General features: G+C 40.6%; 19 protein-coding genes. 7 read left to right on the plus strand and 12 right to left on the minus strand.

The genetic code is table 11. From position 1 onward, the window contains the following. Window positions 1-16 precede the first annotated feature (16 nt). From H5180_RS05845 to H5180_RS05865, 5 genes are all read left to right on the plus strand, one after another. Window positions 17-1153 (plus strand): SIS domain-containing protein, encoded by a 1137-nt coding sequence (locus H5180_RS05845; RefSeq protein WP_182757890.1) that lies wholly within the window; start codon window positions 17-19, stop codon window positions 1151-1153. Then, the gene (locus H5180_RS05850) at window positions 1146-2075 is read left to right on the plus strand and encodes an ROK family protein (RefSeq protein ID WP_145240076.1); all 930 of its coding nucleotides are present in this window, start codon (window positions 1146-1148) and stop codon (window positions 2073-2075) included. The genes H5180_RS05845 and H5180_RS05850 overlap by 8 nt, the downstream gene beginning before the upstream one ends. Continuing rightward, on the plus strand, window positions 2072-3244 hold the full coding sequence (nagA, locus tag H5180_RS05855; protein ID WP_182757891.1) for an N-acetylglucosamine-6-phosphate deacetylase: 1173 nt from the start codon (window positions 2072-2074) through the stop codon (window positions 3242-3244). Before H5180_RS05850 ends, nagA begins: the two co-directional genes overlap by 4 nt. Window positions 3245-3389: 145 nt before the next feature. Beyond that, a complete protein-coding gene (gene fusA / locus H5180_RS05860) occupies window positions 3390-5474 on the plus strand; it encodes an elongation factor G (protein WP_182757892.1) in 2085 nt (694 codons plus the stop codon). A 401-nt stretch (window positions 5475-5875) separates the two neighbouring features. Continuing rightward, the gene (locus H5180_RS05865) at window positions 5876-6307 is read left to right on the plus strand and encodes a hypothetical protein (RefSeq protein ID WP_182757893.1); all 432 of its coding nucleotides are present in this window, start codon (window positions 5876-5878) and stop codon (window positions 6305-6307) included. Window positions 6308-6385: 78 nt separating this feature from the next. Here the strand turns inward: H5180_RS05865 and H5180_RS05870 are convergent, their stop codons facing one another. The 12 genes from H5180_RS05870 to H5180_RS05925 all read right to left on the minus strand — a co-directional run bounded on the left by H5180_RS05870 (window position 6386) and on the right by H5180_RS05925 (window position 19012). Next, complete coding sequence (locus tag H5180_RS05870) at window positions 6386-9130, minus strand: ExeM/NucH family extracellular endonuclease (protein WP_182757894.1); 2745 nt, start codon at window positions 9128-9130, stop codon at window positions 6386-6388. A 143-nt stretch (window positions 9131-9273) separates the two neighbouring features. Beyond that, on the minus strand, window positions 9274-10281 hold the full coding sequence (gene hemB, locus H5180_RS05875; protein WP_182717501.1) for a porphobilinogen synthase: 1008 nt from the start codon (window positions 10279-10281) through the stop codon (window positions 9274-9276). 9 nt (window positions 10282-10290) lie between these two features. Further along, the gene (locus tag H5180_RS05880) at window positions 10291-12141 is read right to left on the minus strand and encodes a diguanylate cyclase (RefSeq protein WP_182757895.1); all 1851 of its coding nucleotides are present in this window, start codon (window positions 12139-12141) and stop codon (window positions 10291-10293) included. 2 nt (window positions 12142-12143) lie between these two features. Further along, complete coding sequence (locus H5180_RS05885) at window positions 12144-12926, minus strand: TatD family hydrolase (protein WP_145240063.1); 783 nt, start codon at window positions 12924-12926, stop codon at window positions 12144-12146. Then, window positions 12926-13444: a hypothetical protein gene (locus H5180_RS05890; RefSeq protein ID WP_145240061.1), complete on the minus strand. Its 519-nt coding sequence runs from the start codon at window positions 13442-13444 to the stop codon at window positions 12926-12928. The genes H5180_RS05885 and H5180_RS05890 overlap by 1 nt, the downstream gene beginning before the upstream one ends. Beyond that, window positions 13445-14188, minus strand: a complete 744-nt coding sequence (tatC, locus tag H5180_RS05895; RefSeq protein ID WP_145240059.1) for a twin-arginine translocase subunit TatC — start codon at window positions 14186-14188, stop codon at window positions 13445-13447. Between the two features lie 47 nt (window positions 14189-14235). Continuing rightward, complete coding sequence (gene tatB / locus H5180_RS05900; RefSeq protein WP_145240057.1) at window positions 14236-14568, minus strand: Sec-independent protein translocase protein TatB; 333 nt, start codon at window positions 14566-14568, stop codon at window positions 14236-14238. Between the two features lie 5 nt (window positions 14569-14573). Then, window positions 14574-14813, minus strand: coding sequence for a Sec-independent protein translocase subunit TatA (gene tatA, locus H5180_RS05905; RefSeq protein WP_064666784.1), 240 nt, complete (start codon window positions 14811-14813; stop codon window positions 14574-14576). A gap of 80 nt (window positions 14814-14893) precedes the next feature. Continuing rightward, the gene (gene ubiB, locus H5180_RS05910; RefSeq protein WP_145240055.1) at window positions 14894-16498 is read right to left on the minus strand and encodes a ubiquinone biosynthesis regulatory protein kinase UbiB; all 1605 of its coding nucleotides are present in this window, start codon (window positions 16496-16498) and stop codon (window positions 14894-14896) included. A gap of 17 nt (window positions 16499-16515) precedes the next feature. After that, a complete protein-coding gene (locus H5180_RS05915; protein WP_182757896.1) occupies window positions 16516-17121 on the minus strand; it encodes an SCP2 domain-containing protein in 606 nt (201 codons plus the stop codon). A gap of 40 nt (window positions 17122-17161) precedes the next feature. Further along, entirely contained in the window at window positions 17162-17917 is a 756-nt protein-coding gene (ubiE, locus tag H5180_RS05920; protein WP_182757897.1) for a bifunctional demethylmenaquinone methyltransferase/2-methoxy-6-polyprenyl-1,4-benzoquinol methylase UbiE, read from the minus strand. Between the two features lie 108 nt (window positions 17918-18025). Next, the gene (locus H5180_RS05925; protein ID WP_145240114.1) at window positions 18026-19012 is read right to left on the minus strand and encodes a diguanylate cyclase domain-containing protein; all 987 of its coding nucleotides are present in this window, start codon (window positions 19010-19012) and stop codon (window positions 18026-18028) included. A gap of 356 nt (window positions 19013-19368) precedes the next feature. Between H5180_RS05925 and H5180_RS05930 the strand changes: the two genes are divergently transcribed. Continuing rightward, the gene (locus H5180_RS05930; RefSeq protein WP_182757898.1) at window positions 19369-21144 is read left to right on the plus strand and encodes a DUF885 family protein; all 1776 of its coding nucleotides are present in this window, start codon (window positions 19369-19371) and stop codon (window positions 21142-21144) included. Between the two features lie 130 nt (window positions 21145-21274). Continuing rightward, complete coding sequence (locus tag H5180_RS05935; protein WP_182757899.1) at window positions 21275-22756, plus strand: FMN-binding glutamate synthase family protein; 1482 nt, start codon at window positions 21275-21277, stop codon at window positions 22754-22756. The last annotated feature ends 68 nt before the right edge of the window (window positions 22757-22824 follow it).

A 22824-nucleotide genomic window follows, 5' to 3' on the forward strand; every position in this document is an offset into this window, starting at 1 on the left:
CGTAAGTGAGGTAGTAATGTCTAGTTATTTAGCAATTGATGAAACCCTTTTAGAAGCTAAAAATAGTTTATGGACTGCAAAAGAAATTATGCAGCAGCCCGATTGTTGGCGAGCAACGCTCAGTATTGTAAAAGCTGCGCGAGCGCAGCTAGATAGTTGGCTTGCGGGCGTATTAGATAAGCCAAATGCGCAAATAATTTTTACCGGTGCCGGTACCTCAGCTTATGTTGGTGAGGCGGTTGTTGGTTATTTGAATCAACAATTGGATATTGCTTGTCGAAGTGTTAGTAGCACAGAGCTTGTTGCCTGCCCAGAGCAGTATTTACAGCCAAATAAGTCAACTTTATTAGTGTCATTTGCACGCTCGGGCAATAGTCCTGAAAGTGTTGCCGCTGTTGATGTAGTGAATAACTATGTAAAACACTGCGCGCATCTATTTATTACTTGTAACCCTGATGGAGCACTGCATAAACAAGTAGCGCAAGATGAAAACTATTTCTCGTTATTGATGCCTACGCAAACACTTGATCACAGCTTCGCTATGACCAGTAGTTTTACCTCAATGTTGGTGGCAAGTGTGGCAATATTTAGTGATGCAGATAACGCTGTTTTAACTATTGCAGAAGCGGTTGAAAAAAATATTGCTGGTAAATTAGCTGAACTAAAAACATTGGCTGAACTGCCTATACATCGCTTAGTGTATTTAGGCGCAGGATCCTTAAAAGGCTATGCGCAAGAATCAGCATTAAAATTATTAGAATTAAGTGCGGGTCAAGTTATGGGGTATTTTGAATCCCCGCTTGGTTTTCGTCACGGCCCAAAATCATTGGTTGATGATAAAACTTTAATTGTTTTATTTGGCTCAACTAATACCTATACCAAGCAGTACGATATTGATTTGTTGAATGAGTTACGTCGCGATAATAAAGCTATTGATGTTCACGCCTTTACGCTGCCAGATGACGCGGTGATGCAGCAATTAGACGATGTATTTAATGGCTTATATTATATGGTCTGCGCGCAAATAATGTCGTTCTATAAAGCGTGGCAACTAGGCATTACAGTAGATAACCCATGCCCAACTGGTGAAGTAAACAGAGTGGTGCAAGGGGTGACGATTTACCCGCTAAAACAAGGTGATATTAATGACTAAGCAGTATATTTATGGCATTGATATTGGCGGTAGTAAAATTGAACTTGCTGTATTTGACGCTTCATTAAAGCAACTTGAATCATGGCGCATTGCGACTCCGCAAAATAGTTATCAAGACTTTCTAAATGCGTTAGTAGGTATGATTTTAAGTGCCGATCATAAATATCAATGTCACGGTGCGGTCGGTATTGGTATGCCTGGCATTGTTAATGCGAACCAACAAGTACTGTCGGCTAACGTGCCTCATGCGACCGGTAAAAATGCCGCGCAAGATTTAGCTCAGTTAATAAATCGCCCGGTTGCGATCGAAAACGATTGCCGCTGTTTTGCACTCTCAGAAGCGCGCAGCAGCGTTGGTTTGCAACATACTCGGGTGTTCGGTGCAATTCTTGGTACTGGTGCGGGTGGTGGGCTGTGTATTGATGGTCAATTGTATAAAAGCGCCCAGGGAATTGCAGGTGAATACGGTCATTACGCACTTTCTGCAGTGTTACAGCAGAAGTACCAGTTACCTATTTTAAAATGTGGCTGTGGTTTAACAGGGTGCATTGAAAGTTATATTGCAGGCCCTGGCTTGGCGAGAATTTACCAGCACTTTTCTGGCGAAGTATTAACTACTTTTGAAATTGTTGAAGGGTTGAGAAAAGGCGACGTATTTTGCCAACAAAGCTTTGCCTGTTATTTGGATTTAATTGGCAGTACTTTTGCGGCAATTATTATGGCCTATGACCCTGAGGTGATTGTAGTTGGTGGCGGTATGTCTTTAGTTGATGAACTAATGAGCAAGCTTGAAGAGGCAATCGTACCGTATGTATTTGCTGATATTCGGGTGCCAAAAATAGTGCTTGCTGAATTTGGCGATGCCAGTGGCGCTCGCGGTGCCGCTATTTTGGCCAAAGAACAAGTGGGAGCGCTGGCATGATTGGATCCGTTTTTTACGTCAAAGCTGATGTAATTTATTGTCAAGAACGAGTACTTAAAAATCACTTCATGTTAGTTGAAAATGGCATTATTAGTCACTTTACGCAAAACCCTAAAGCCGGTGTGCCTATTGATGATTATGGTAATGCTGCAATTATTCCAGGCTTAATTGATTTACACATTCATGGTCGCGAAGGTTGTGATGTGATTGATTGTAAAATGAGTAGTATTGAAACGATTTCATGCTCACTTGCAGAGCATGGCGTGACAGGCTTTTTAGCAACGACTGTGACCACCGATTGGCAACAAACACTTAATGCTATGAGTGTAATTGGTCAGGCATACACGCAGCAACCCAGTGGTGCACAGGTGCTTGGTGGTTATAGTGAGGGGTTGTTTTTCAGTGAAGTTCATAAAGGTGCGCACAATCAAGATTACTTTTTAGAGCTATCACAGTCGCATTTAGAAGCGATGATTAATGCAGCCAATGGCAGCTTAAAAGTGGTTGCGTTGGCGCCAGAAAAGCCCGGAGCCAATGCGTTAATCAAGTTTCTTACCGAGCAAGGTATTAGAGTGATGTTGGGGCATTGTGATGCCAATTATGAACAAACTCAAAGCGCGCTTGAGCATGGCGCATGTGGTGGGGTGCATGTTTTTAATGGGATGCGTGGCATTCATCATCGTGATCCAGGTTGTGCCGGCGCGGTATTGATGAATGATGACGCATTTGTTGAAGTGATTGCAGATGGTGTACATCTTCATCCTACAATTTTAAAGCTGATCTATAAGCTAAAAGGTCCACAAAAAATCGCTTTGATCAGTGATTGTATCAATGCCGGTGGACTAAATGATGGTGAGTATAAATTGGGTAAAATGGATGTTGTTGTGCAACAAGGTGTGGCGAGAACTGCCACCGGCTCGTTAGCTGGCAGCACTTTAACGCTTGAGCAAGCAGTTAAAAACATGCATCAGCTAGGCAGTGTTGCGTTACTTGAAGCCATCAATATGGCCAGTATTGTACCTGCGCAATTTTTAAATATTGCAGATGAAGTAGGCTCTTTAGCAACCACTAAACACGCAAACTTTGCTATTTTAGATAGCAATTTTACTATTCAAGCGACCTATGTAAAAGGTCAAAGGTGCTTTTTGAGAACCGCTAATAATGGCTAAAGTGTTCAGTCACTAGCGTTAAAGACCATAGAAAGTAAAATATTATAAAATTGATTGCATTTTAAGCGACATGTATGGTGATGTTCGCTATAAGTAATGCTATACTCCCGCCGAATAATTTTTCGACTTTATTAAGAGTAAAATAATGGCAGATTTATCGAAGTACAGAAACATTGGTATTTTCGCGCACGTTGATGCGGGTAAAACCACGACTACTGAGCGTATCCTAAAGCTTACTGGTCAAATCCATAAAACTGGTGAGGTTCATGATGGTGAATCAACAACTGACTTCATGGAACAAGAAGCTGAGCGCGGTATTACTATCCAGTCTGCGGCTGTAAGCTGTTTCTGGAAAGATCACCGTTTTAACGTTATCGATACTCCTGGACACGTTGACTTCACAGTTGAAGTATACCGTTCATTAAAAGTACTTGATGGCGGCATCGGTGTATTCTGTGGTTCTGGTGGTGTTGAGCCACAATCAGAAACTAACTGGCGTTATGCTAACGATTCAGAAGTTGCGCGTGTTATTTTCGTAAATAAATTAGACCGTATGGGTGCTGATTTTTACCGTGTAACAGAGCAAGTACGTAAAGTACTTGGCGCAAATCCACTAATCATGACGTTACCAATCGGTATCGAAGATGAGTTCTGTGGTGTTGTTGATGTTTTAACTAAAAAAGCATACATCTGGGATGATTCAGGTCTTCCAGAGAACTACACAATTGAAGATGTTCCAGCTGACATGGTAGACAAAGTTGATGAATACTATGAAATGCTTGTTGAAACTGCTGTAGAGCAAGACGACGAACTACTTGAAGCGTATATGGAAGGTGAAGCACCTTCTCTTGAAGATCTTAAGCGTTGTATCCGTAAAGGTACTCGTGACCTTGCTTTCTTCCCTACATACTGTGGTTCTGCTTTCAAGAACAAAGGTATGCAATTGGTACTTGACGCTGTTGTTGATTACTTGCCATCTCCTACAGAAGTTGATCCTCAACCGCTTATGGATGAAGAAGGTAACGAAAACGGCGAGTTTGCAGTTGTATCTGTAGATGAACCATTTAAAGCGTTAGCGTTCAAAATCATGGATGACCGCTTTGGTGCATTAACGTTCGTACGTATTTACTCAGGTAAACTTAACAAGGGTGACACTATCCTTAACGCGTTTACAGGTAAAACTGAGCGTGTTGGCCGTATGGTTGAGATGCAAGCAAACGATCGTAACGAATTAACTAGCGCACAAGCTGGTGACATCATTGCAATCGTAGGTATGAAAAACGTGCAAACTGGTCACACTCTATGTGATCCTAAGCACCCAGTAACACTTGAGCCAATGGTATTCCCAACTCCAGTAATCTCGATTGCTGTACAGCCTAAAGATAAGGGCGGTAATGAGAAAATGGGTGTTGCTATCGGTAAAATGGTTGCAGAAGATCCATCTTTCCAAGTTGAGACTGATGAAGATTCAGGCGAAACTATCCTTAAAGGTATGGGTGAGCTGCACTTAGATATCAAAGTAGATATCCTTAAACGTACTTACGGCGTAGACCTTATTGTTGGTCAACCACAGGTTGCTTACCGTGAAACTATCACTAAAGAAGTTGAAGATAGCTACACGCATAAGAAACAATCTGGTGGTTCTGGTCAGTTCGGTAAAATCGACTACCGCATCAAGCCAGGCGAAGTTGCTTCAGGCTTCACGTTTAAATCATCAGTTGTTGGTGGTAACGTACCGAAAGAATTCTGGCCTGCAGTTGAGAAAGGCTTTAAGTCAATGATGACTCAAGGTGTTCTAGCTGGTTTCCCAGTACTTGACGTTGAAGTTGAGCTTATCGACGGTGGCTTCCACGCCGTGGATTCATCTGCAATCGCATTCGAAATCGCTGCTAAAGGCGCTTTCCGCCAATCGATCCCTAAAGCGGGCGCACAACTTCTTGAGCCAATCATGAAAGTTGACGTGTTCACGCCAGAAGATCACGTTGGTGATGTAATCGGTGACCTTAACCGTCGTCGTGGTATGTTGAGCAACCAAGAAGCTGGTTTAACAGGCGTTCGTATTAAAGCTGACGTGCCGTTATCAGAAATGTTCGGTTACATCGGTTCATTACGTACAATGACATCAGGTCGTGGTCAGTTCTCTATGGAGTTCTCACACTATGCACCATGTCCACAAAACGTAGCTGAAACTGTAATCGCTGCAGAAAAAGAGAAAAAAGCTGCTAAGTAATTAGCCTTTAAACTCTTAAAAAAACCCGCACCTGTTGCGGGTTTTTTATTGCCAGAAATATTATCCCTCCAACAATCGAATACTTTTTTGTTGTCATGCTAGTAATGAGTCGTTAGCACTCTTTAGTAGTTATTTAAGCAAACAGTTAAATAATAGAAAAAGAATCAACTATTTATTACTGCAGTTTAAACGTCATTCCACTCATAAGTTGTAGTTTAAAAGCTGGCTGTTTTACTAATTAAACTAGTTATTTATAACTAGGTAAAAAGTAGTGCAATTACTTGAATCTTAGTTACTAATACAGGTAGAATACCCGCTTATGCCACCCATATACGCATATTAGAGAAATGGAAGTCTCTCGAATAAAGAGACATATATGTGTACTTTTTTAGGACGTTTATATGAATGCAATTAAATTGAGCCCAAACTGGCTGTTGCAGTTAGTTATGATACTAACCCTTTGTACAGTTACTTTTTTGCTAACAATCATCTTTGCTGTTAATCAGACTTTTTTAGCCCTAATTATTGTTCCTGTTATTTTTATTATCTCAATTTTAAGTATCGTCAACTTACGTTTTATGCATTGTTATAAAGCGGGTATTTATTACTCTCAAGGGTTAAGTAAAAAATATATTAATGCAGATGAAATTGTTGATATTCAATTTAACTCATTAAAATTACTAACTGTATTATCGGTTTCTTTAGAAAATAACAAAGAAATTTGTTTTTATAACTGGCAGTTTGACGAGCAAGCCCAGCAGTCAATTAGGTGTTGGTATAGCAAAAAGAAGAATCGCTGTAATAATTCACAGCATACTGAATGTAATGCATAGAAAAGGCCGCAGTTTAGCGGCCTTTTTACTAATCTGAACTCTGCTGAATAAAGCTATTCAAGCAGAGTTTAGTTTATACTACGCTTTTTTACGGCGCAGGAGTGTTAGTGGTAACGCCAGTAACGTTAACCAAAATAATGAACCTGAGTCATCGTCTTCGTCATCAGTTTCATCATTAGCAATATTAATGTACACAAGCTGCGCATTTGATAAATTACCAGCACTGTCTTTTGCTTGTACCATTAATGTGATTTTTCTTTCAAACTCATAGTCTAAATCACCAGCAACGATTAGTTGTCCTTGCTCATTTATAGTTACTGCATCGTGGCCAGATACAATGAAGCCAATAACGGGTGTGTACTGTGCATCGGCATCACTAAAGCTCAATTGACCAATGACAGTGCCAATAGGGCTATTTTCACTGATGTTAAAGCTTTGCTCAGGCTCTAGCACTGGAGCTTGTGGCTCAGGCGTTGGCTCTACAGCAGGTGTAGATTGAATATCAATAATTACAGGATCATGATCAGAGGCACGATAAGCACTCTCTGAATACAAGCTAGCAACTTGAGAATCAGATTTAAACTCTACGTTATAATCCAGACTGATCGGCTCATCAGCATTGATATGCCAATCTGTCGCTGCGACAACTTTAGCAAGTAAACTTGGACTAGCAACAGCATGATCTAAGCTACCCATGCGGCCAGAAAAACTATATGAATAGCCAAGAGTATTACCATCTAATTCTGCGACGACATTTTTAAATCCTTTATCAGCAAATGCGCGTATTGGATCTTCCATCGCATAGGCATTCATATCGCCTACTAAAATGATGTCTTCATCGTCTACACCAGTTGGCTTGCTATCAAGCCAGTCAGCATAAGCATTGGCGCCCGCTACACGGATCTCATTCCAACATGCTTGGCCATCACCTAAATCAGCATTGTTGCCATTAGCACTGCCACAGCTACCTTTGGATTTTAAATGCGCTACAGCAACAGTAAATACTTCTTCTGATTCAAGTGATTTGAAGCTTTGTGCAATAGGTGGGCGGTTACTGTAGTCAAATGGATATTGGGTTGTGATAGCTGCGGTGCCAACTTGTGCGACTTTATTTGCACGGTAGATCAGTGCGGTGGTAATTTCATCAGTACCAATTTTATCTACGTTAAAATTAACAAAGGCGTATTCATTATTGCTATCTTCATCGTTTAACGCATTAACTAGACTAGCAATAGCGCTATTTGCACTGAAACCATCGTTTTCGATTTCCATTAAGCCGATAACATCAGCTTCTATAGCAATAAGTGCACTGACAATTTTCGCTTGTTGGCGAATAAATTCAGCTTCACTATCGGCGCCACGACTGGTTGGGAAACCAGCACCTTGGCCATCACCATTGAAGTAGTTAAGCACATTAAAGCTTGCAATCCGAAGATCTGCATCAGCGTGCAGTTCTGGTGCATCTGTACGTGGATTAGTTGCAACAAAAGTTGGTTGTACTGTTGGGTGAATGCGATAGCGATCAAAGCTGTAACCCATTACACCAGTGATTGCGTTCACAGAATCACCTAAACGTAATGTGTTATAAGCGTCTAAGCCAGTACCTGGGTAAGAAACTGGGTCAAGATTTTGTTTCGTTGAACCATCATCAAGTAAGATTTGTTTCTTGATGTTTTCGGCTTCAACAGCGTTAGCAGCATCACCGGGAAGGGCTATTTGTGTACCTTGATATAAACGTTCTGTGGCAAGACCTACTTCACCATAACGGCCTAAACCATAGTTGTTGCTAACGACCAGCGGTTGTTCTAGTGAAACCAGCATGCCTTCATAAGCTTCTAAATCGGCTACATTATTAACAGGGAGAGTGATGCTTGTTGCTGTTGGCGTTAAGCCTGTAGCACACACTTCTACTTGACTAACATCAGCAATTTGGGTGGCATTAAAGTATTCTGCGACACTGCCTTTAACTCGCACGTGGTCACCAACATTGACATCGGTATCAGCAAAATAAACAAATACACCTTCAGAAGTAAGTGGGTTTGTGTCAATATCTGCATCAAGTGATGTAATAAAGAAGCCACTTAATTGCTCACTACCTTGAAAATCAGCAGTTACTACGCCTTCCAGCTCAATTTCTGTGTTTAATAGAGGGCTATCACCGCCTTCACCTTGTACAGCGCTGATCAAGGTTTTAGCTGCGCCGCATTCTAATGGTACTAACGGCTCCGGTTCTGGCTCGGGATCTGGTTGGTTGTTTTCACCGTGGAAGCCTAGGCCAGAAAAGTCATCTTTATCAAATTGTAGCCATTGTTCACTTGGATCAAATGACGCAGTAGCATCGCTACGACCTGCAGTAATACTTAGCTTGCGACGTAAGCTTTTGTCCTTGGTGCTAACACCTCCTGCTGACCATTCGCTACCAGGGTCAACGCCTAACTGACCAAAACTATCAACAATAGTGCCGTCTTTCGTAAGTACTAATGCATCATCACCATTGAAATAAGTAACGGTTGCTTCAATATCAGCTTTAGCTTTAAGCTCGTCTGCAGAGCCTGCATTTACGATTACATAGGTGCCATTGGCGGCTAAGCTACCGGATAGAGCAAGTGTATTATTTGGAGCTGTCAGGTCGCCATTGCCATTGGCGAAAAGTGAGATGTTATAGCCATCAAGCGATAGTGTTTCGCCAGAGGTATTAAAAAGCTCAATTGCTTTATTGTTACTACCACCTTCAACATATTCTGAAATTATTAAATTAGCAGAAGCTGGTGCACTGAGGCTTGCAATAACAAGCGCCAATGGCGTTATTTTTGTTTTGAACATTATTATTTTTTTCCCGTGTATTGTGTCCCGAATGGGACAAACAGTTTAAGGAAAATTTATGACAAAGAAAATACAAAATGTTAATAACATGAAAATAAAAAGGGCGGTTAATCGCCCTTTTCTAAATTAAATATCTATGAGGCTTATCTTTTAAGTAGTTGTGCAGCTTGTTTTGCAAAATAGGTAAGAATACCGTCAGCGCCAGCACGCTTGAAAGCAAGCAATGACTCCATAATCGTGGCTTCTTCAGCAAGCCAGCCATTATCTATCGCCGCTTTATGCATAGCGTATTCGCCACTCACTTGGTAAGCAAAAGTAGGTACACCAAACTCATCTTTAACCCGGCGTACAATATCTAAATAAGGCATACCAGGTTTGACCATCACCATGTCAGCACCTTCTTGTAAATCCAGCGCTACTTCACGAATGGCTTCATCAGAATTAGCAGGGTCCATTTGGTAGGTTTTTTTGTCCGCACCTTTTAAGTTACCAGCAGAGCCGACGGCATCACGAAATGGTCCATAGTAACTTGAGGCATATTTAGCTGAATAAGCCATAATGCGTGTATGAATGTGACCTTCGGCCTCGAGCGCTTCGCGGATCGCGCCAATGCGGCCATCCATCATATCTGAAGGGGCAACAATATCTGCACCCGCTTGTGCATGAGATATCGCTTGTTTAACTAATATTTCAGTCGTGATGTCGTTAATTACATAGCCATTATCGTCGATAATGCCGTCTTGTCCATGCACAGTAAATGGATCAAGCGCCACATCGGTGATTACCCCTAATTCTGGATAGGCTTCTTTGAGTGCGCGTACAGTGCGTTGTGCCAGTGCATCATCATTGTAAGCTTCTTCAGCAAGCAATGATTTTTTGTCCGCAGGGGTGACCGGAAAAATAGCGATTGCAGGAATACCTAATTCAACCAACTCTTTTGCTTCAATCAGCAGTAAGTCAATCGATAAGCGATCTATGCCTGGCATCGATGCAATGGCTTCACGGCGATTGTTACCTTCAAGTACAAATACTGGATAAATTAAGTCATTTACACTGAGTTGATTTTCGGCCATCAAGCGGCGCGAAAAATCATTGCGGCGCATTCTGCGCATGCGAGTATAAGGGAAAAGGTCGAGACCTGATTGGGCCATTATTTGCTCCTAGTCTAAAATTGGAAAACTAACTACACGATTACGCCCACTTTGCTTGGCATGATAAAGTGCTTTGTCGGCGCAGTCGGTGAATAATCCCGGATTATGAATGTCTTCTGCAATGGCGCTATATACACCAGCACTAATGGTAAACTTTATCTGGGTGTTTGCCACTGTAATTGTGGCATCCATGATTGCTTGGCGGATTTGCTCTGCTATTTCTACTGCACCGCCGAGGATGGTGTTAGGTAGTAAGATCACAAACTCTTCGCCACCATAACGGGCTACTTCGTCAAGTGGGCGTTTTAAATGGCTTTTTATAATGTCAGCCACAGCACGGATAGTTTGGTCGCCAATTAAGTGCCCGTAGGTGTCGTTAATGCTCTTAAAGTGATCAATATCGAGCATGACCACACTTAAAGGCGTTTGCTCTCGACGAGAGCGACGCAAGTCCATTACTAGCTTTTTATCGAAATAGCGGCGATTTTTTATTTGTGTTAATGGATCTTCCATATTGATTTGTTCAAGTGCGCGATTCTTTTCTTCAAGCTCTCGCAGGGTGACCTGAAGTTCAAACGTTCGCTCTTCTATATTTGCTTCTAAATCTAACCTAGCTTGTTCTTGTAGTGCTAAACGCTCTTGCAATAAAGCATCTTGTGCTTCACTTTGGGCTATTTTACTCTGCTGTGCAGTAACTTGAGCATCGCGTTCGATTAAAAAGTGTTTGATGGTAGCAAAGCTTAAACTGAGTGAGCAGATTAAAAAGCTAAAAAATACAAACGGTAAACCACGCGCATTAAAATCATAGAAATTAAACACAACAATAATCATGTAAAGCTGTGCGGAAAAAAACATCAACGCTCCACATAGCAGCGCACATAGTGGCTGTGTTCGCTGTTGCTTAATATCGATCCCTAACGCCGCTATGTGTAATAACATAACTAGCGCGGGCAAGAGTAGACTGTAATAAAGCATGATATTTGTTGGTAATAACCAAATAAAAAATAGGCTGATAAAAAGTAACCAGTTACTCAATCTATGTAAGGGTTGCAGCCACATTTTCGTGGACAGTCGTAATTGTTCAAATAATAGTTTGAATAAGCAAGTGGTTAATATCAACATGCTTGGAACTGCAAGCTGCTGCAGACTAGGCAAAGACGGGTGAAAATAGCGATAGCCAAAGCCATATAAGTAAATCAGTAATAACCATAAAGTCATTAAAATAGTGCCACAGAGTGCAAAGTAGCGCTTTCGTGAAAAACCAAACATAACCAAGCAAGTGATCGCTAAAGATAAAATAAACCCGACTAGCAAGCCATACATTAAATTAAACTTACTTTTATATTTTAAATATTCATCATATTGCCAAAGACTTAACGGCACTCTGACACCATCTAGACTTTTAATATGAAGTAGTAATGTTGAGTTACTTTTCGGTGGGAGTGTTAGCTTTACTAATAATGATTCTGTTTTAATTTGTCGGTTATTGAGTGGTAATGCATCACCAATTTCTTTAAACAATAATCTGTTTTGCTTAAAGTAATGGTATACAGCCACTTTATCTAATAACGGATTATCAATGGACAGTAAAATTTGTAGATCTGAATCCTCAGCGTTGACCAGTTGTAGGCGCAGCCACACGGCTTGATTGGTTAGTCCTAAATTGAGCGATTGCTCAGGAAGTTGTTGCCATTGCTGAGTAGGGGCTAGCTTAGCTTGCTCTATTGTTAAAGGTTGTTGAGAATATTCAAAAGGAATATTTAATATATGTTCAAAATGCTTATCTAAGGTGATCTGCGTTGCATTGGCTGAGAATGAAATAAGTACAAAGCTATAAAGCAGCAACCAAACACGCTTCATTATCAGCCCTTGTGGTTGAATAACTGTTGGAAGTTAAGTGTAGTTTGCTTTGCAACAGTTGCAAACTCTAGACCTTTTAAGGACGCAATTGTTTGGCATATATGTGGTAAATAGCTTGGTTCATTGCGATGCGATTTTGGTTTTGGAGTTAACGAGCGTGGGATCAAAAACGGCGCATCTGTTTCAATTAATAGACGCTCTAATGGCAGCATAGGCACCAGTTGTTGTAGTGATTTACCACGACGTTCGTCACAGACCCAACCAGTAATACCAATGTATAAACCAAGTGATAAGTATTGCTCTAAGGCGTGTTGATCACCGGTAAAACAATGTAATACTCCTCGCACCGAATACTGTTGCAGTATCGCCAGCATATCTTCGCTCGCATCTCGCTCATGTAAATATACCGGAAGATTTAACTCTACCGCTAAAGCGAGTTGTCGGTGTAACACAGAACGTTGAGTTTCACGAGGCGAAAAGTCGCGGTTGTAATCTAACCCGCATTCACCAATTGCTACAATCTCAGGATTTGCAGCAAGAGCGCACAATTGTATTTCTAGTTTTTCATCGGCTGATTTTGCGTCATGAGGGTGAACACCGGCGGTAGCAAGTAGGTGGTACTGTTGTGCTAAGTGAAGAGCTTGCTGGCTGGAGTTTATATCGCAACCAATTAACAGCATCTGGCTAACATTTTGCGCTTTTGCACGAGTAATGATAGCCGAATGTTGAGCATCAAATTGATGATTGGTAAGATTTACGCCAGCATCAATAAGTGATGTGGTCATTAATTAGTGCGCTTAACGCGGATTGAGCGATTCTGACCTGCTTTTTTCAATAAAAATGAGTTGAACATACCGCGCTCAATAATTACAGTATCATCTTGGTCGATACGCAAGCTATCTGAGCCAATTTGGCGCCATTGTTGGCCGTTATTTAAACTAATTATTAACTCACCGTAAGGTGCTTCTTTTACGTTAGTCACGACGGCAGTAATTTCATTGTCGTTTTCTTTTACTAGTTCTTTATGCTCTAAGCCAAAATCTTCATTTTTAACTTTAACTATTTGCTTACTAGCAACAGCTACATCCGCTGTTGCGGTGACTGAACTTGCAGGTGGAGTTAAGGTTTTTGTTGTTTCTGGTTTAGTTAATGACTTGCCTGCCATGGTATTGTCGTAACAAAGCAAGCGATTGAAGTCATTTTCAATAAATGTACAGGCTTGTAAAGCTTGTAAGTTAACTTCATTGGCATGAACAGTTGGAATGCTTAACAAGGCAAGTATTGGTAAAAGTTGTTTTTTCATTTATTCCTCTGATTCATCTTGTTGAGGTTTAGCCTTATAAAAGGATGCTAAGATTAAACCCAATTCAAATAACAGCAGCATTGGAAATGCTAATAAAGATTGTGATAGCACATCAGGTGGCGTTAAAAACATTGCTACAACAAAAACCCCGACTACAATATAAGGGCGTTTCTCTTTTAAACTTTGTGTTGTGGTAGCGCCACTAAAACATAACAGCATAATAGCTACCGGAATCTCAAAAGCGACCCCAAAGGCAAAAAAGAGCTTCAATGCAAAACTTAAGTAGCTACTAATGTCTGGTGCCAAGGTCATCATTTCTGGACCAACGCTAGTAAAAAAGCCAAGAATAATGGGCAGCACTACAAAGTAACAAAATGCGATACCACTATAAAAAAGAATAATGCTTGATGCCAAAACAGGCATTAACATACGTTTTTCATGTTGGTATAACCCTGGCGCAATAAAGCCCCAGATTTGGTGTAAAATTAACGGAAACGCTGCAAATAAAGCGACAAATAAGGTTAACTTAAACGGCGCAAAAAACGGTGCAGTTACATCTGTAGCGATCATGGTTGCTGTACTTGGTAAGTGCGCAACTAATGGAGCCGCTACAAAACCGTAAATATCGTTTGCAAAGTAAACCAGCGCAATAAAAAATACTAATATGGCTAATAAGGCTTTCATGAGCCTATTTCGCAATTCAATTAAATGACTTACAAAGCCTGATTTAACTTGTTCAGTCATAATTTAACTCGTTACCGATATATAGACCATAGCTAACAAAAATAATTTCATTTTTGTTCATCAACATTCACTTTATCTGCTTGCTCAGGAGGATTTCTTTTATAACTATGGGTGACCGAGTCCGCAGCCTTTTGCAATTCGCTGACTGAATCTTTTATTGCAGGACTTAAGTCCTGCATGCCTTGTTGTTCGGCTTTTTTTAAATTTTGGTGTAACTCATGCACTCTTAATTCTTCATTAACTTCAGCCTTAACCGAATTAGCCAGCGATTTTATAGTTTTTATCCAACGGCTAACAGTACGAATAGCAACTGGCAACCGCTCAGGGCCAAGTACCACTAAGCCGACGATTAACACCACAACAAGTTCCCACATACCCATGCTAATTAAGCCTTATGGTCTTCTTTACTTTTATCAACAGACTCTTTGTTTTGTATTGGGTTATTTGCTTGTTCAATTGGTTCTGCTGGTTTATTTTGCTCATCTTCAGAGACTGCTTTTTTAAACCCTTTTACAGCGTTACCTAAATCACCGCCAATACCACGCAATTTTTTCGTACCAAAAAGTAACACTATGATTGCCAAAACAATTAACAATTGCCAAATACTAATGCCGCCAAAACCCATGATGTTCTCCACTTAATTAAATACTGTGAATTAAAATTATTGTACTGATTATACTCACCGAGCACTAAATAGCACTTAGTTTATGCAGCGCTGCGCCAAGCAAGTATAAAGCCGCTTAAAGAGCATATCGCAGCAATACCTGCAGCGACAAGGTCATGCTGCAAATAACATAACCCTGATACTATCATTGCTGAGCCAGCAAAAAGACCAAGTAATAATGGCTTGTGCGATGGCTGTGGCAGTGGTGCAGGACTGTTGCGCTGTTGTTTTAAGTTGTGATAGATCAAATCAGGTAACTCGGGCATTTTTTCTGCCCAAAATGGCAAATTTGCGTATACCTGTTTAAATACCGACCAAGGACCAACCTGTTGCTTTACCCAGTCTTCTAAAAAGGGTTTAGCTGTTTTCCATAAATCTAGTTGCGGATATAGCTGACGCCCAAGGCCTTCAACATACAACAAGGTTTTTTGTAGTAGAACTAATTGGGGTTGAACTTGCATATTAAAGCGACGAGCGGTATTAAATAGATTAACTAAGACATGGCCAAATGAAATCTCTGCTAATGGCTTATTAAAAATCGGCTCGCAGACAGTGCGAATGGCAAACTCAAATTCTTCCACGCTGGTGTCTTTAGGTACCCAGCCAGAATCGACATGTAATTGTGCGACTTGACGATAATCGCGATTAAAAAAGGCAATAAAGTTTTCGGCTAAGTAACGTTTGTCTTCTTTGTTTAGCGTGCCCACGATGCCACAATCGATACCGATAAATTTGGGGTTTTCAGGGCTTTCATAGGATACAAATACATTACCAGGGTGCATATCAGCATGAAAAAAACTATCACGGAACACTTGGGTGAAAAACACCTCCACACCGCGTTCAGCCAGTAGTTTCATATTGGTGTTTTGCGCAACTAATGCCTCAGTATCAGACACTGGAATGCCGTAAATTCGCTCCATGACTAGTACATTTACGCGACTATAGTCACTGTAAACATAGGGAATATAAAGCGAATCAGAACCTTCAAAATTACGCTTTAATTGAATGGCGTTTGCGCCTTCACGCATCAGATCAAGTTCATCAAGTAAGGTTTTCTTATACTCTTTGACTACTTCAACAGGGCGTAACCTTTTCGCTTCATTGATTAACTTGGCCACTATTTTAGAAAATTGTTCCATTAATGCTAAATCAGCGTCAATTTGTTCTCTGATATCAGGGCGAATGACTTTGATAACCACCTTTTGTGGTTGATTATGCTCATCCACTAAAGTGGCTGTATGTACTTGGGCAATGGATGCTGAAGCTAAAGGGGTTTGCTCAAAATCACTAAAGTATTCACTGATATCATCGATTTCGAGTGCATTTTCAATTAGTTGTTGTGCTAACACACCATCAAATGGCTGTACTTGATCTTGCAGCAAGGCTAGCTCTAAAGCGATATCTAGTGGTAATAAATCGCGCCGAGTAGATAACATTTGGCCAAATTTGATCCATACTGGCCCCAATTGTTGTAATGCTAAACGCAGTCTTAACCCTGCTGGTTTTTCTGGGTGCTTATTGGTTAGCCAAAATAGACATGCACGGCCAACTTTGCCATACCAAGGTATTTTTTGTGATGGGATCAGTTCATCCAAACCATAGCTAAGGAGGGTTTTTGTGATGTTATAAAGCCGAGCAGCTGACACAGATAATCCTTACTGATTCATTTTGCTTGAAGTAGTTGGTTGATACGTAACTCAAGTTGCGCAACATGTGCTTTGAGTTGACGCGTGTGTTGCTTAAATTGCTCAAGCTCTAAAGGATGAATGGTCACTTTGAGCTCGTCTTGGCATAAAGTAGTTAGCGTTGTAGAGAGTTTCTTGTTGGCTTTTTGACTTTGCTGTTGAGTTTGTTTAACTAACTTCCATAGTTGCTGTGCCGCTGCGTCACCAAGATAATCAGATAAGTGTTCAGGCCAATCGATATTAAGCGCAGCGAAAGCATTACTAAACCCTTGTGCAATATTTAGATCACCTTGCAAATCGAGTTTATCTTGGCGGATTAACTGAGTCAGCATTGCAGGGTTTTTAAGTGCCATTAAAGTATTAATATCGGCGCTTATCATGCAGTCATATTGCGTTTCGGTAGTGTTGTATAAATGCAGTTGTTGGCCAGTAAACACCACTAAAAACTGCTGTTGCCAATCGCGTATATCAATTAATAAACGTTGTTGGGATATTGACGACAGTCTATCGCTAAGAGTGGGATCGAGTTTAAGCGCCGTATTTAAAACCCTTTCGACGAGTGCGACCATGAAATTATTTAACATACAATACCTTAGCAATAAACTTTACTAGCTGGTGTGACGCTTAATATTTAAAGCCACGATGTAATGCTACAATACCACCGGTGAGATTTTGATAGGTGGTTTGCTCAAATCCAGCCTCGTTCATCATTGCTTTTAGTGTTTCTTGATCTGGGTGCATACGAATTGATTCAGCTAAATATTTGTATGATTCACCGTCGTTAGCAACTAACTCACCCATTTTAGGTAGTAAGTTAAATGAGTAAAAATCATAGGCTTTACTTAATACTTGATGCTCTGGTTTGGAGAACTCCAATACCAGCAGACGACCACCAGGCTTTAAGATTCGGTACATCGAGCGAAGTGCTTTATTTTGATCTGTAACATTACGTAAACCAAAGGCAATGGTAATTAAATCAAAACTATTATCAGGGAAAGGCAGTGCTTCAGCATTCATTTGTACGTAGTCAATATTACCGACAAGACCTAGGTTATGTAGCTTTTCGCGCCCCACTTTAAGCATTGATGAGTTAATATCACCTAATACTACTTGCCCAGTATCACCAACTAGTTGACTAAACTTTGCCGTTAAGTCGCCGGTGCCACCGGCTAAATCCAGCACATGATTGCCTTTACGCACACCTGAACTAGCAATGGTTTGACGTTTCCATAAACGATGAATACCAAACGACATGAGATCATTCATTACGTCATATTTAGTAGCAACGGAATGAAATACATCGGCAACCATAGAAGCTTTTTCGGTTTCGGCAACGGTTTTATAACCAAAATGCGTGGTCTTTTCAGGATTCTCGTTCATGATTAATCTCTATCGTGGTAATAAAGACTAGTGTACTTGATTGTTACGCCATGGTGCAATTTGAATCTGGGGAAAATTGCTTGTGGATCAAGCTTTATGAGTTACGGCTCACTGTCCGGCAATAAAGCTGCTTTGGCCAAGCGATCTGGCTTTATGTGCTGCATTGGAGGCTTTACGGGCAAGATTATTAAAATCTTTTTCGTCTAAGTGCTTGGCAATCCCTAATGAAAGGTTGATTGCTGGAAGTTTAATACCGTTTTTAGAACTAACGAAACGTAATTTTTCGACTCCATTACGGACTTTTTCAGCAATTACATTCGCAGTTTCAGGGTCGATATCAGCCAGTAATACAGTAAAAGCATCTTTGCCTGTTCGCCCTGGTAGGCCACTTTCAAATACATATTTTTGAATTTGTTTAGCTACCTTGCTTAAAATTACTTCACCAATGATATCGCCGTAGTTATCAATAAAGTGATCTAGGTTATCTATTTGGATGGCAATCGCGCACACAGATTTTTTTTGGTCTAACCATAATTGTGTTTGCTGGTTTAAATAATGACGTTTAAAAAGGCCTGTTTGTTGATCGGTGATGTGTTGTTTGCGTAATTGTACGAGTTGTTGTTGAGTTTTTTCTTGTCGTCGCTTTGCTTTGATCAGCTCTTGTTTAAATTGTTTATGTTGAGTGAGCAAGTGAGCAGTTTGCTTATTTAATGTCTCAAGTGCGAGGCGAGTTTGGGCAATATTATTTTCATCTAAAGAATGTACACAGTCGCTGACTTGACTTGCAAAGCGGATAATATCTTTTTCGGTTGAGTGCGCGCTACGTGATAATGAATTAATAATACCATCAACATTACGAACCATATTGGTTTCAGCTTTATGGGCTTGATCCATGTAATCGAAATAAAGTTGTTCTACATAAACACAGTCAATTTCTTGGCCTTGGGCAATTGCACGATCGATAGTGGTATTTAAATCAGAATTAACTTGGCTAACGTAGGTGTAGACAACGTGATAATTAAGAGGAGTCGGTGGTAATATATGATGTTCTAAAAAGATACATACCTTGGTCATTTTTTCTTGAGCAATAGCCATGGAATCATGGAACATCATTGTATACACCAATTAAATACACGTAACAGCGAAATTAAATAACTCTCTCCGTGAGGTCTTGACGCAATCCTAGCGTATGGGATTGCCTTACATTAATCTGTATCGGGGATATTTAAAAGCAAAAATATGTAATTTGATAGCGAAATTTCTATTTTTATCGCTCAATAGCTGGTTTTCTCGACAATCTTATTAAGCAATAAAAAGTGCTGATTAACTACTAGTCAATAGTCGCGGTTAATTTAACCTTGTATTTATTGTCCTTGGTCGCATTTTTTTGGTTATTGTAGCAGTCTAGGTTAGGTTAACCCTCACGTTTTCAGTAGCAGATCCCTATTATTATGAAAAAATCACCTTCATCGGTTATGCGTCATTCTCTGTTAAGCATCGCCTTGGCATGTACATTAAGTGCTTGCCAAATGACCACCGTAGATAGCGATCAACAATTTACGCAGGTTGCGCAATCAATTGTTGATTATCGTAAAAGTATTAGCACGTATAGCAACCCCGAGGGTGTTGATGGTTATTTGTTAACTAATTTATCTGCTGAGTTTCTTGAAAAGAAATATCAACATAACACTGAATTATTAGCGAAGTTAGATGCAATAGATAAAGATAAACTCAGTGATGAAAACCGTATTAATCTCACTATAATTCGTGGACAAGTACAAAATAGTATCGATGAATATGTATTTAACAGCCACTACATGCCGCTTACTTCTGAATATGGCTTTCACTCTAGTTTATCTTTTATGGTGTCGAGTTCAGATTATAAAAAATTAGCTGATTACCAGCTTTATTTGCAACGTTTGCAGCAAGTTCCTCGATTTTTTCAGCAAAACATCGGCTGGATGCGCAAAGGTTTAGAAGTTGGTTTAACGCAACCGAAAGCGGTGCTTGTGGGTTATCAAGACTCTATCAGTGCATATATTGTTGATGACGCTACTGAGTCTGAGTTTTATAAACCATTTTTAAATAATACCGCTGGTTTGAGTGATGGTGAGTTTTTTGCTTTACAACAACAAGCAAAGAAAATTATTAAAGAGCAGGTGATTACTGCTTATCAAGATTATTTAACATTTTTTAATGAAGAGTATCAGCCAGGTGCGCGTACTGAAATTGGTATCTCTGCAACACCTAATGGTGCTGCGTTTTATGCCAATCGCGCCAAGTATTATACCACCACAGATATGACGCCAAAAGAAATCCATGAACTGGGGTTAAAAGAAGTGGCACGTATTCGTGCTGAAATGGATAAGATTATTGAGCAAGTTGGTTTTAAAGGCACGTTTGCTGAATTTGTGCACTTTTTACGTACTGATCCGCAATTTTATGCTAAAACACCGGAAGAGTTATTAAAAGAAGCATCGTACATAGCTAAAAAGATGGATGCACAATTACCTAAGCTATTTCATACCTTACCACGGATGCCTTATGGTGTTGCGCCGGTGCCAGCAAGCATAGCGCCTAAGTACACGACTGGCCGTTATTCTGGTTCGAGTCGTGATGATCAAGCGGGTTATTACTGGGTAAACACTTATGCACTTGATAAGCGCCCTTTATACGTATTAGAAGCTCTCACTTTTCATGAGGCTGTACCAGGGCATCATTTACAGATCTCACTTAATGCTGAATTAGAAAACTTACCAAGCTATCGTCAGAATGCATACTTATCGGCATTTGGTGAAGGGTGGGGGTTATATTCTGAGTATTTAGGAATTGAAGCGGGTTTTTACCAAGACCCATACAGTAACTTTGGCCGTTTAACTTATGAAATGTGGCGAGCAGCTCGTTTAGTGGTTGATACTGGCATGCATATGTATGGCTGGAGCCGAGATCGCGCGATGAAGTTTATGAGTGAAAATACGGCATTGTCACTACATAACGTGAAAACCGAAACTGATCGTTATATTTCATGGCCAGCACAAGCACTATCATACAAAATTGGTGAGCTGACTATTAAGCGCTTACGTAAAGAAACCGAGCAAGCGCTTGGTCAAGATTTTGATGTACGTGAGTTTCACCATCAAATACTTCGCCACGGTTCTGTGCCAATGTCAGTATTAGAAGATCAAATCCATCAATATATTGAAACTGAGCTGGAAAAGCGCGGCTAAATTACAACGTTCAATTTATCTCGGTTCGTGCTGATTAGCGTGTAACCGAGCTTTCCTTACAAAACATTTGCTTGAAACTTGTTCTGCTTATATTCTCAAAGCTGGAAAAACAACCAGCAAGGGGCGCTGCATGAGTAATTTAATAGTTTTTAGCATTGATGTGTTTGCCAGCTTATTTATAGTGGTATTTGGGTGTTTAGTTTTAGTTGTTATTTATTTTTATATCAGTGATGTAACTCAATCTAAACAAGCGATTAGACGTAATTATCCGGTAATAGGTCGGTTTAGATACTTTTTTGAGCGCCAAGGTGAGTTTTTTCGTCAATACTTTTTCGCTATGGATCGCGAAGAAATGCCATTTAATCGCGCCGATCGTAGTTGGGTATATAAAGCGGCTAAAAATGTTGATCGTACCACCGCCTTCGGCTCAACTCAGAGCCTAGAAGTTACCGGGACCGTGATGTTTATGAACTGCGCGTTTCCTACCTTGGACGAAGAAGCGCTTGAACCTAGTGCAGTTACGTTAGGGCCGCATTGTCCAAATCCTTATATTACTAAATCGCTATTCAATATTTCAGGTATGAGTTTTGGTGCGTTATCAAAACCTGCTGTACGTGCGTTATCACAAGGTGCCAAACTCGCTGGTTGTTGGATGAACACTGGTGAAGGTGGTTTAAGCCCTTATCACTTAGAAGGAGGTGCCGACATTGTGTTTCAAATTGGCACAGCTAAATATGGTGTGCGCGATGAACAAGGTAAATTAAGTCATGAGAAGCTCAAGCAAATAGCTGCGCATGAACAAGTAAAAATGTTTGAAATTAAAATGAGCCAAGGTGCGAAGCCTGGTAAAGGCGGTATGTTGCCAGGCAAAAAAGTGACTGCTGAAATTGCGGCTATTCGTGGTATCCCAGAAGGTTACGATTCAATTAGCCCAAATGGTCATCCTGAAGTTAAAAACCCTGCAGATTTACTTGATATGATTGCCTCGGTGCGCGAAACGACTGGCAAGCCAACCGGTTTTAAAGCGGTTATTGGCGCTTATGCATGGCTGGAAACCTTGTTTGCTGAGATCAATCATCGTGGTATTGAATCTGCGCCCGATTTTATTACCATCGATAGTGCTGATGGCGGTACCGGTGCTGCACCACAACCGCTGATGGATTCTGTGGGTTTACCACTGAAAGAAAGTTTACCTTTGGTTGTTAATATGCTCGAAAAGCATGGCCTGCGAGAGCGAATTAAAGTTATTGCGTCAGGCAAACTGATTGTGCCGTCTAAGGTTGCATGGGCGCTCGCGGTGGGCGCAGACTTTGTTGTATCGGCACGTGGTCATATGTTTGCTTTGGGTTGTATTCAAGCGCTGCAATGTAATAAAGACACTTGCCCAACAGGGATAACCACACACAACGAGCGGTTGCAACGTGGCTTAGATGTCGCCGATAAAGCGCAGCGCGTAGCAAACTATAATAAGTACATTCATTATGGTGCGGGTTTAATTGCTCACTCATGCGGGGTATTTAGTGCCCGTGAACTTGGCCGCCAGCATGTGCGCGTTGTGCAAGAAAATGGTTTATCAGAGCCGCTTGATAAAATGTATGAAAATTATCAGTAATTTAAAAGACTAGGTAATAGAAGCTAGGTCCCGCCCAAATAGGTTGATAAAAGGCACTAAATAAAGTG

The sequence above is a fragment of the Pseudoalteromonas sp. SR41-4 genome (genome assembly GCF_014163985.1).
GTDB classification, from domain to species: domain Bacteria; phylum Pseudomonadota; class Gammaproteobacteria; order Enterobacterales; family Alteromonadaceae; genus Pseudoalteromonas; species Pseudoalteromonas rhizosphaerae.

Coding starts and splice junctions, on each gene's coding strand:
- H5180_RS05845 (WP_182757890.1), top strand. CDS start 17: ATGTCTAGTTATTTAGCAATTGATGAAACCCTTTTAGAAGCTAAAAAT.
- H5180_RS05850 (WP_145240076.1), top strand. CDS start 1,146: ATGACTAAGCAGTATATTTATGGCATTGATATTGGCGGTAGTAAAATT.
- nagA (WP_182757891.1), top strand. CDS start 2,072: ATGATTGGATCCGTTTTTTACGTCAAAGCTGATGTAATTTATTGTCAA.
- fusA (WP_182757892.1), top strand. CDS start 3,390: ATGGCAGATTTATCGAAGTACAGAAACATTGGTATTTTCGCGCACGTT.
- H5180_RS05865 (WP_182757893.1), top strand. CDS start 5,876: ATGAATGCAATTAAATTGAGCCCAAACTGGCTGTTGCAGTTAGTTATG.
- H5180_RS05870 (WP_182757894.1), bottom strand. CDS start 9,130: ATGTTCAAAACAAAAATAACGCCATTGGCGCTTGTTATTGCAAGCCTC.
- hemB (WP_182717501.1), bottom strand. CDS start 10,281: ATGGCCCAATCAGGTCTCGACCTTTTCCCTTATACTCGCATGCGCAGA.
- H5180_RS05880 (WP_182757895.1), bottom strand. CDS start 12,141: ATGAAGCGTGTTTGGTTGCTGCTTTATAGCTTTGTACTTATTTCATTC.
- H5180_RS05885 (WP_145240063.1), bottom strand. CDS start 12,926: ATGACCACATCACTTATTGATGCTGGCGTAAATCTTACCAATCATCAA.
- H5180_RS05890 (WP_145240061.1), bottom strand. CDS start 13,444: ATGAAAAAACAACTTTTACCAATACTTGCCTTGTTAAGCATTCCAACT.
- tatC (WP_145240059.1), bottom strand. CDS start 14,188: ATGACTGAACAAGTTAAATCAGGCTTTGTAAGTCATTTAATTGAATTG.
- tatB (WP_145240057.1), bottom strand. CDS start 14,568: ATGGGTATGTGGGAACTTGTTGTGGTGTTAATCGTCGGCTTAGTGGTA.
- tatA (WP_064666784.1), bottom strand. CDS start 14,813: ATGGGTTTTGGCGGCATTAGTATTTGGCAATTGTTAATTGTTTTGGCA.
- H5180_RS05915 (WP_182757896.1), bottom strand. CDS start 17,121: ATGTTAAATAATTTCATGGTCGCACTCGTCGAAAGGGTTTTAAATACG.
- ubiE (WP_182757897.1), bottom strand. CDS start 17,917: ATGAACGAGAATCCTGAAAAGACCACGCATTTTGGTTATAAAACCGTT.
- H5180_RS05925 (WP_145240114.1), bottom strand. CDS start 19,012: ATGGCTATTGCTCAAGAAAAAATGACCAAGGTATGTATCTTTTTAGAA.
- H5180_RS05930 (WP_182757898.1), top strand. CDS start 19,369: ATGAAAAAATCACCTTCATCGGTTATGCGTCATTCTCTGTTAAGCATC.
- H5180_RS05935 (WP_182757899.1), top strand. CDS start 21,275: ATGAGTAATTTAATAGTTTTTAGCATTGATGTGTTTGCCAGCTTATTT.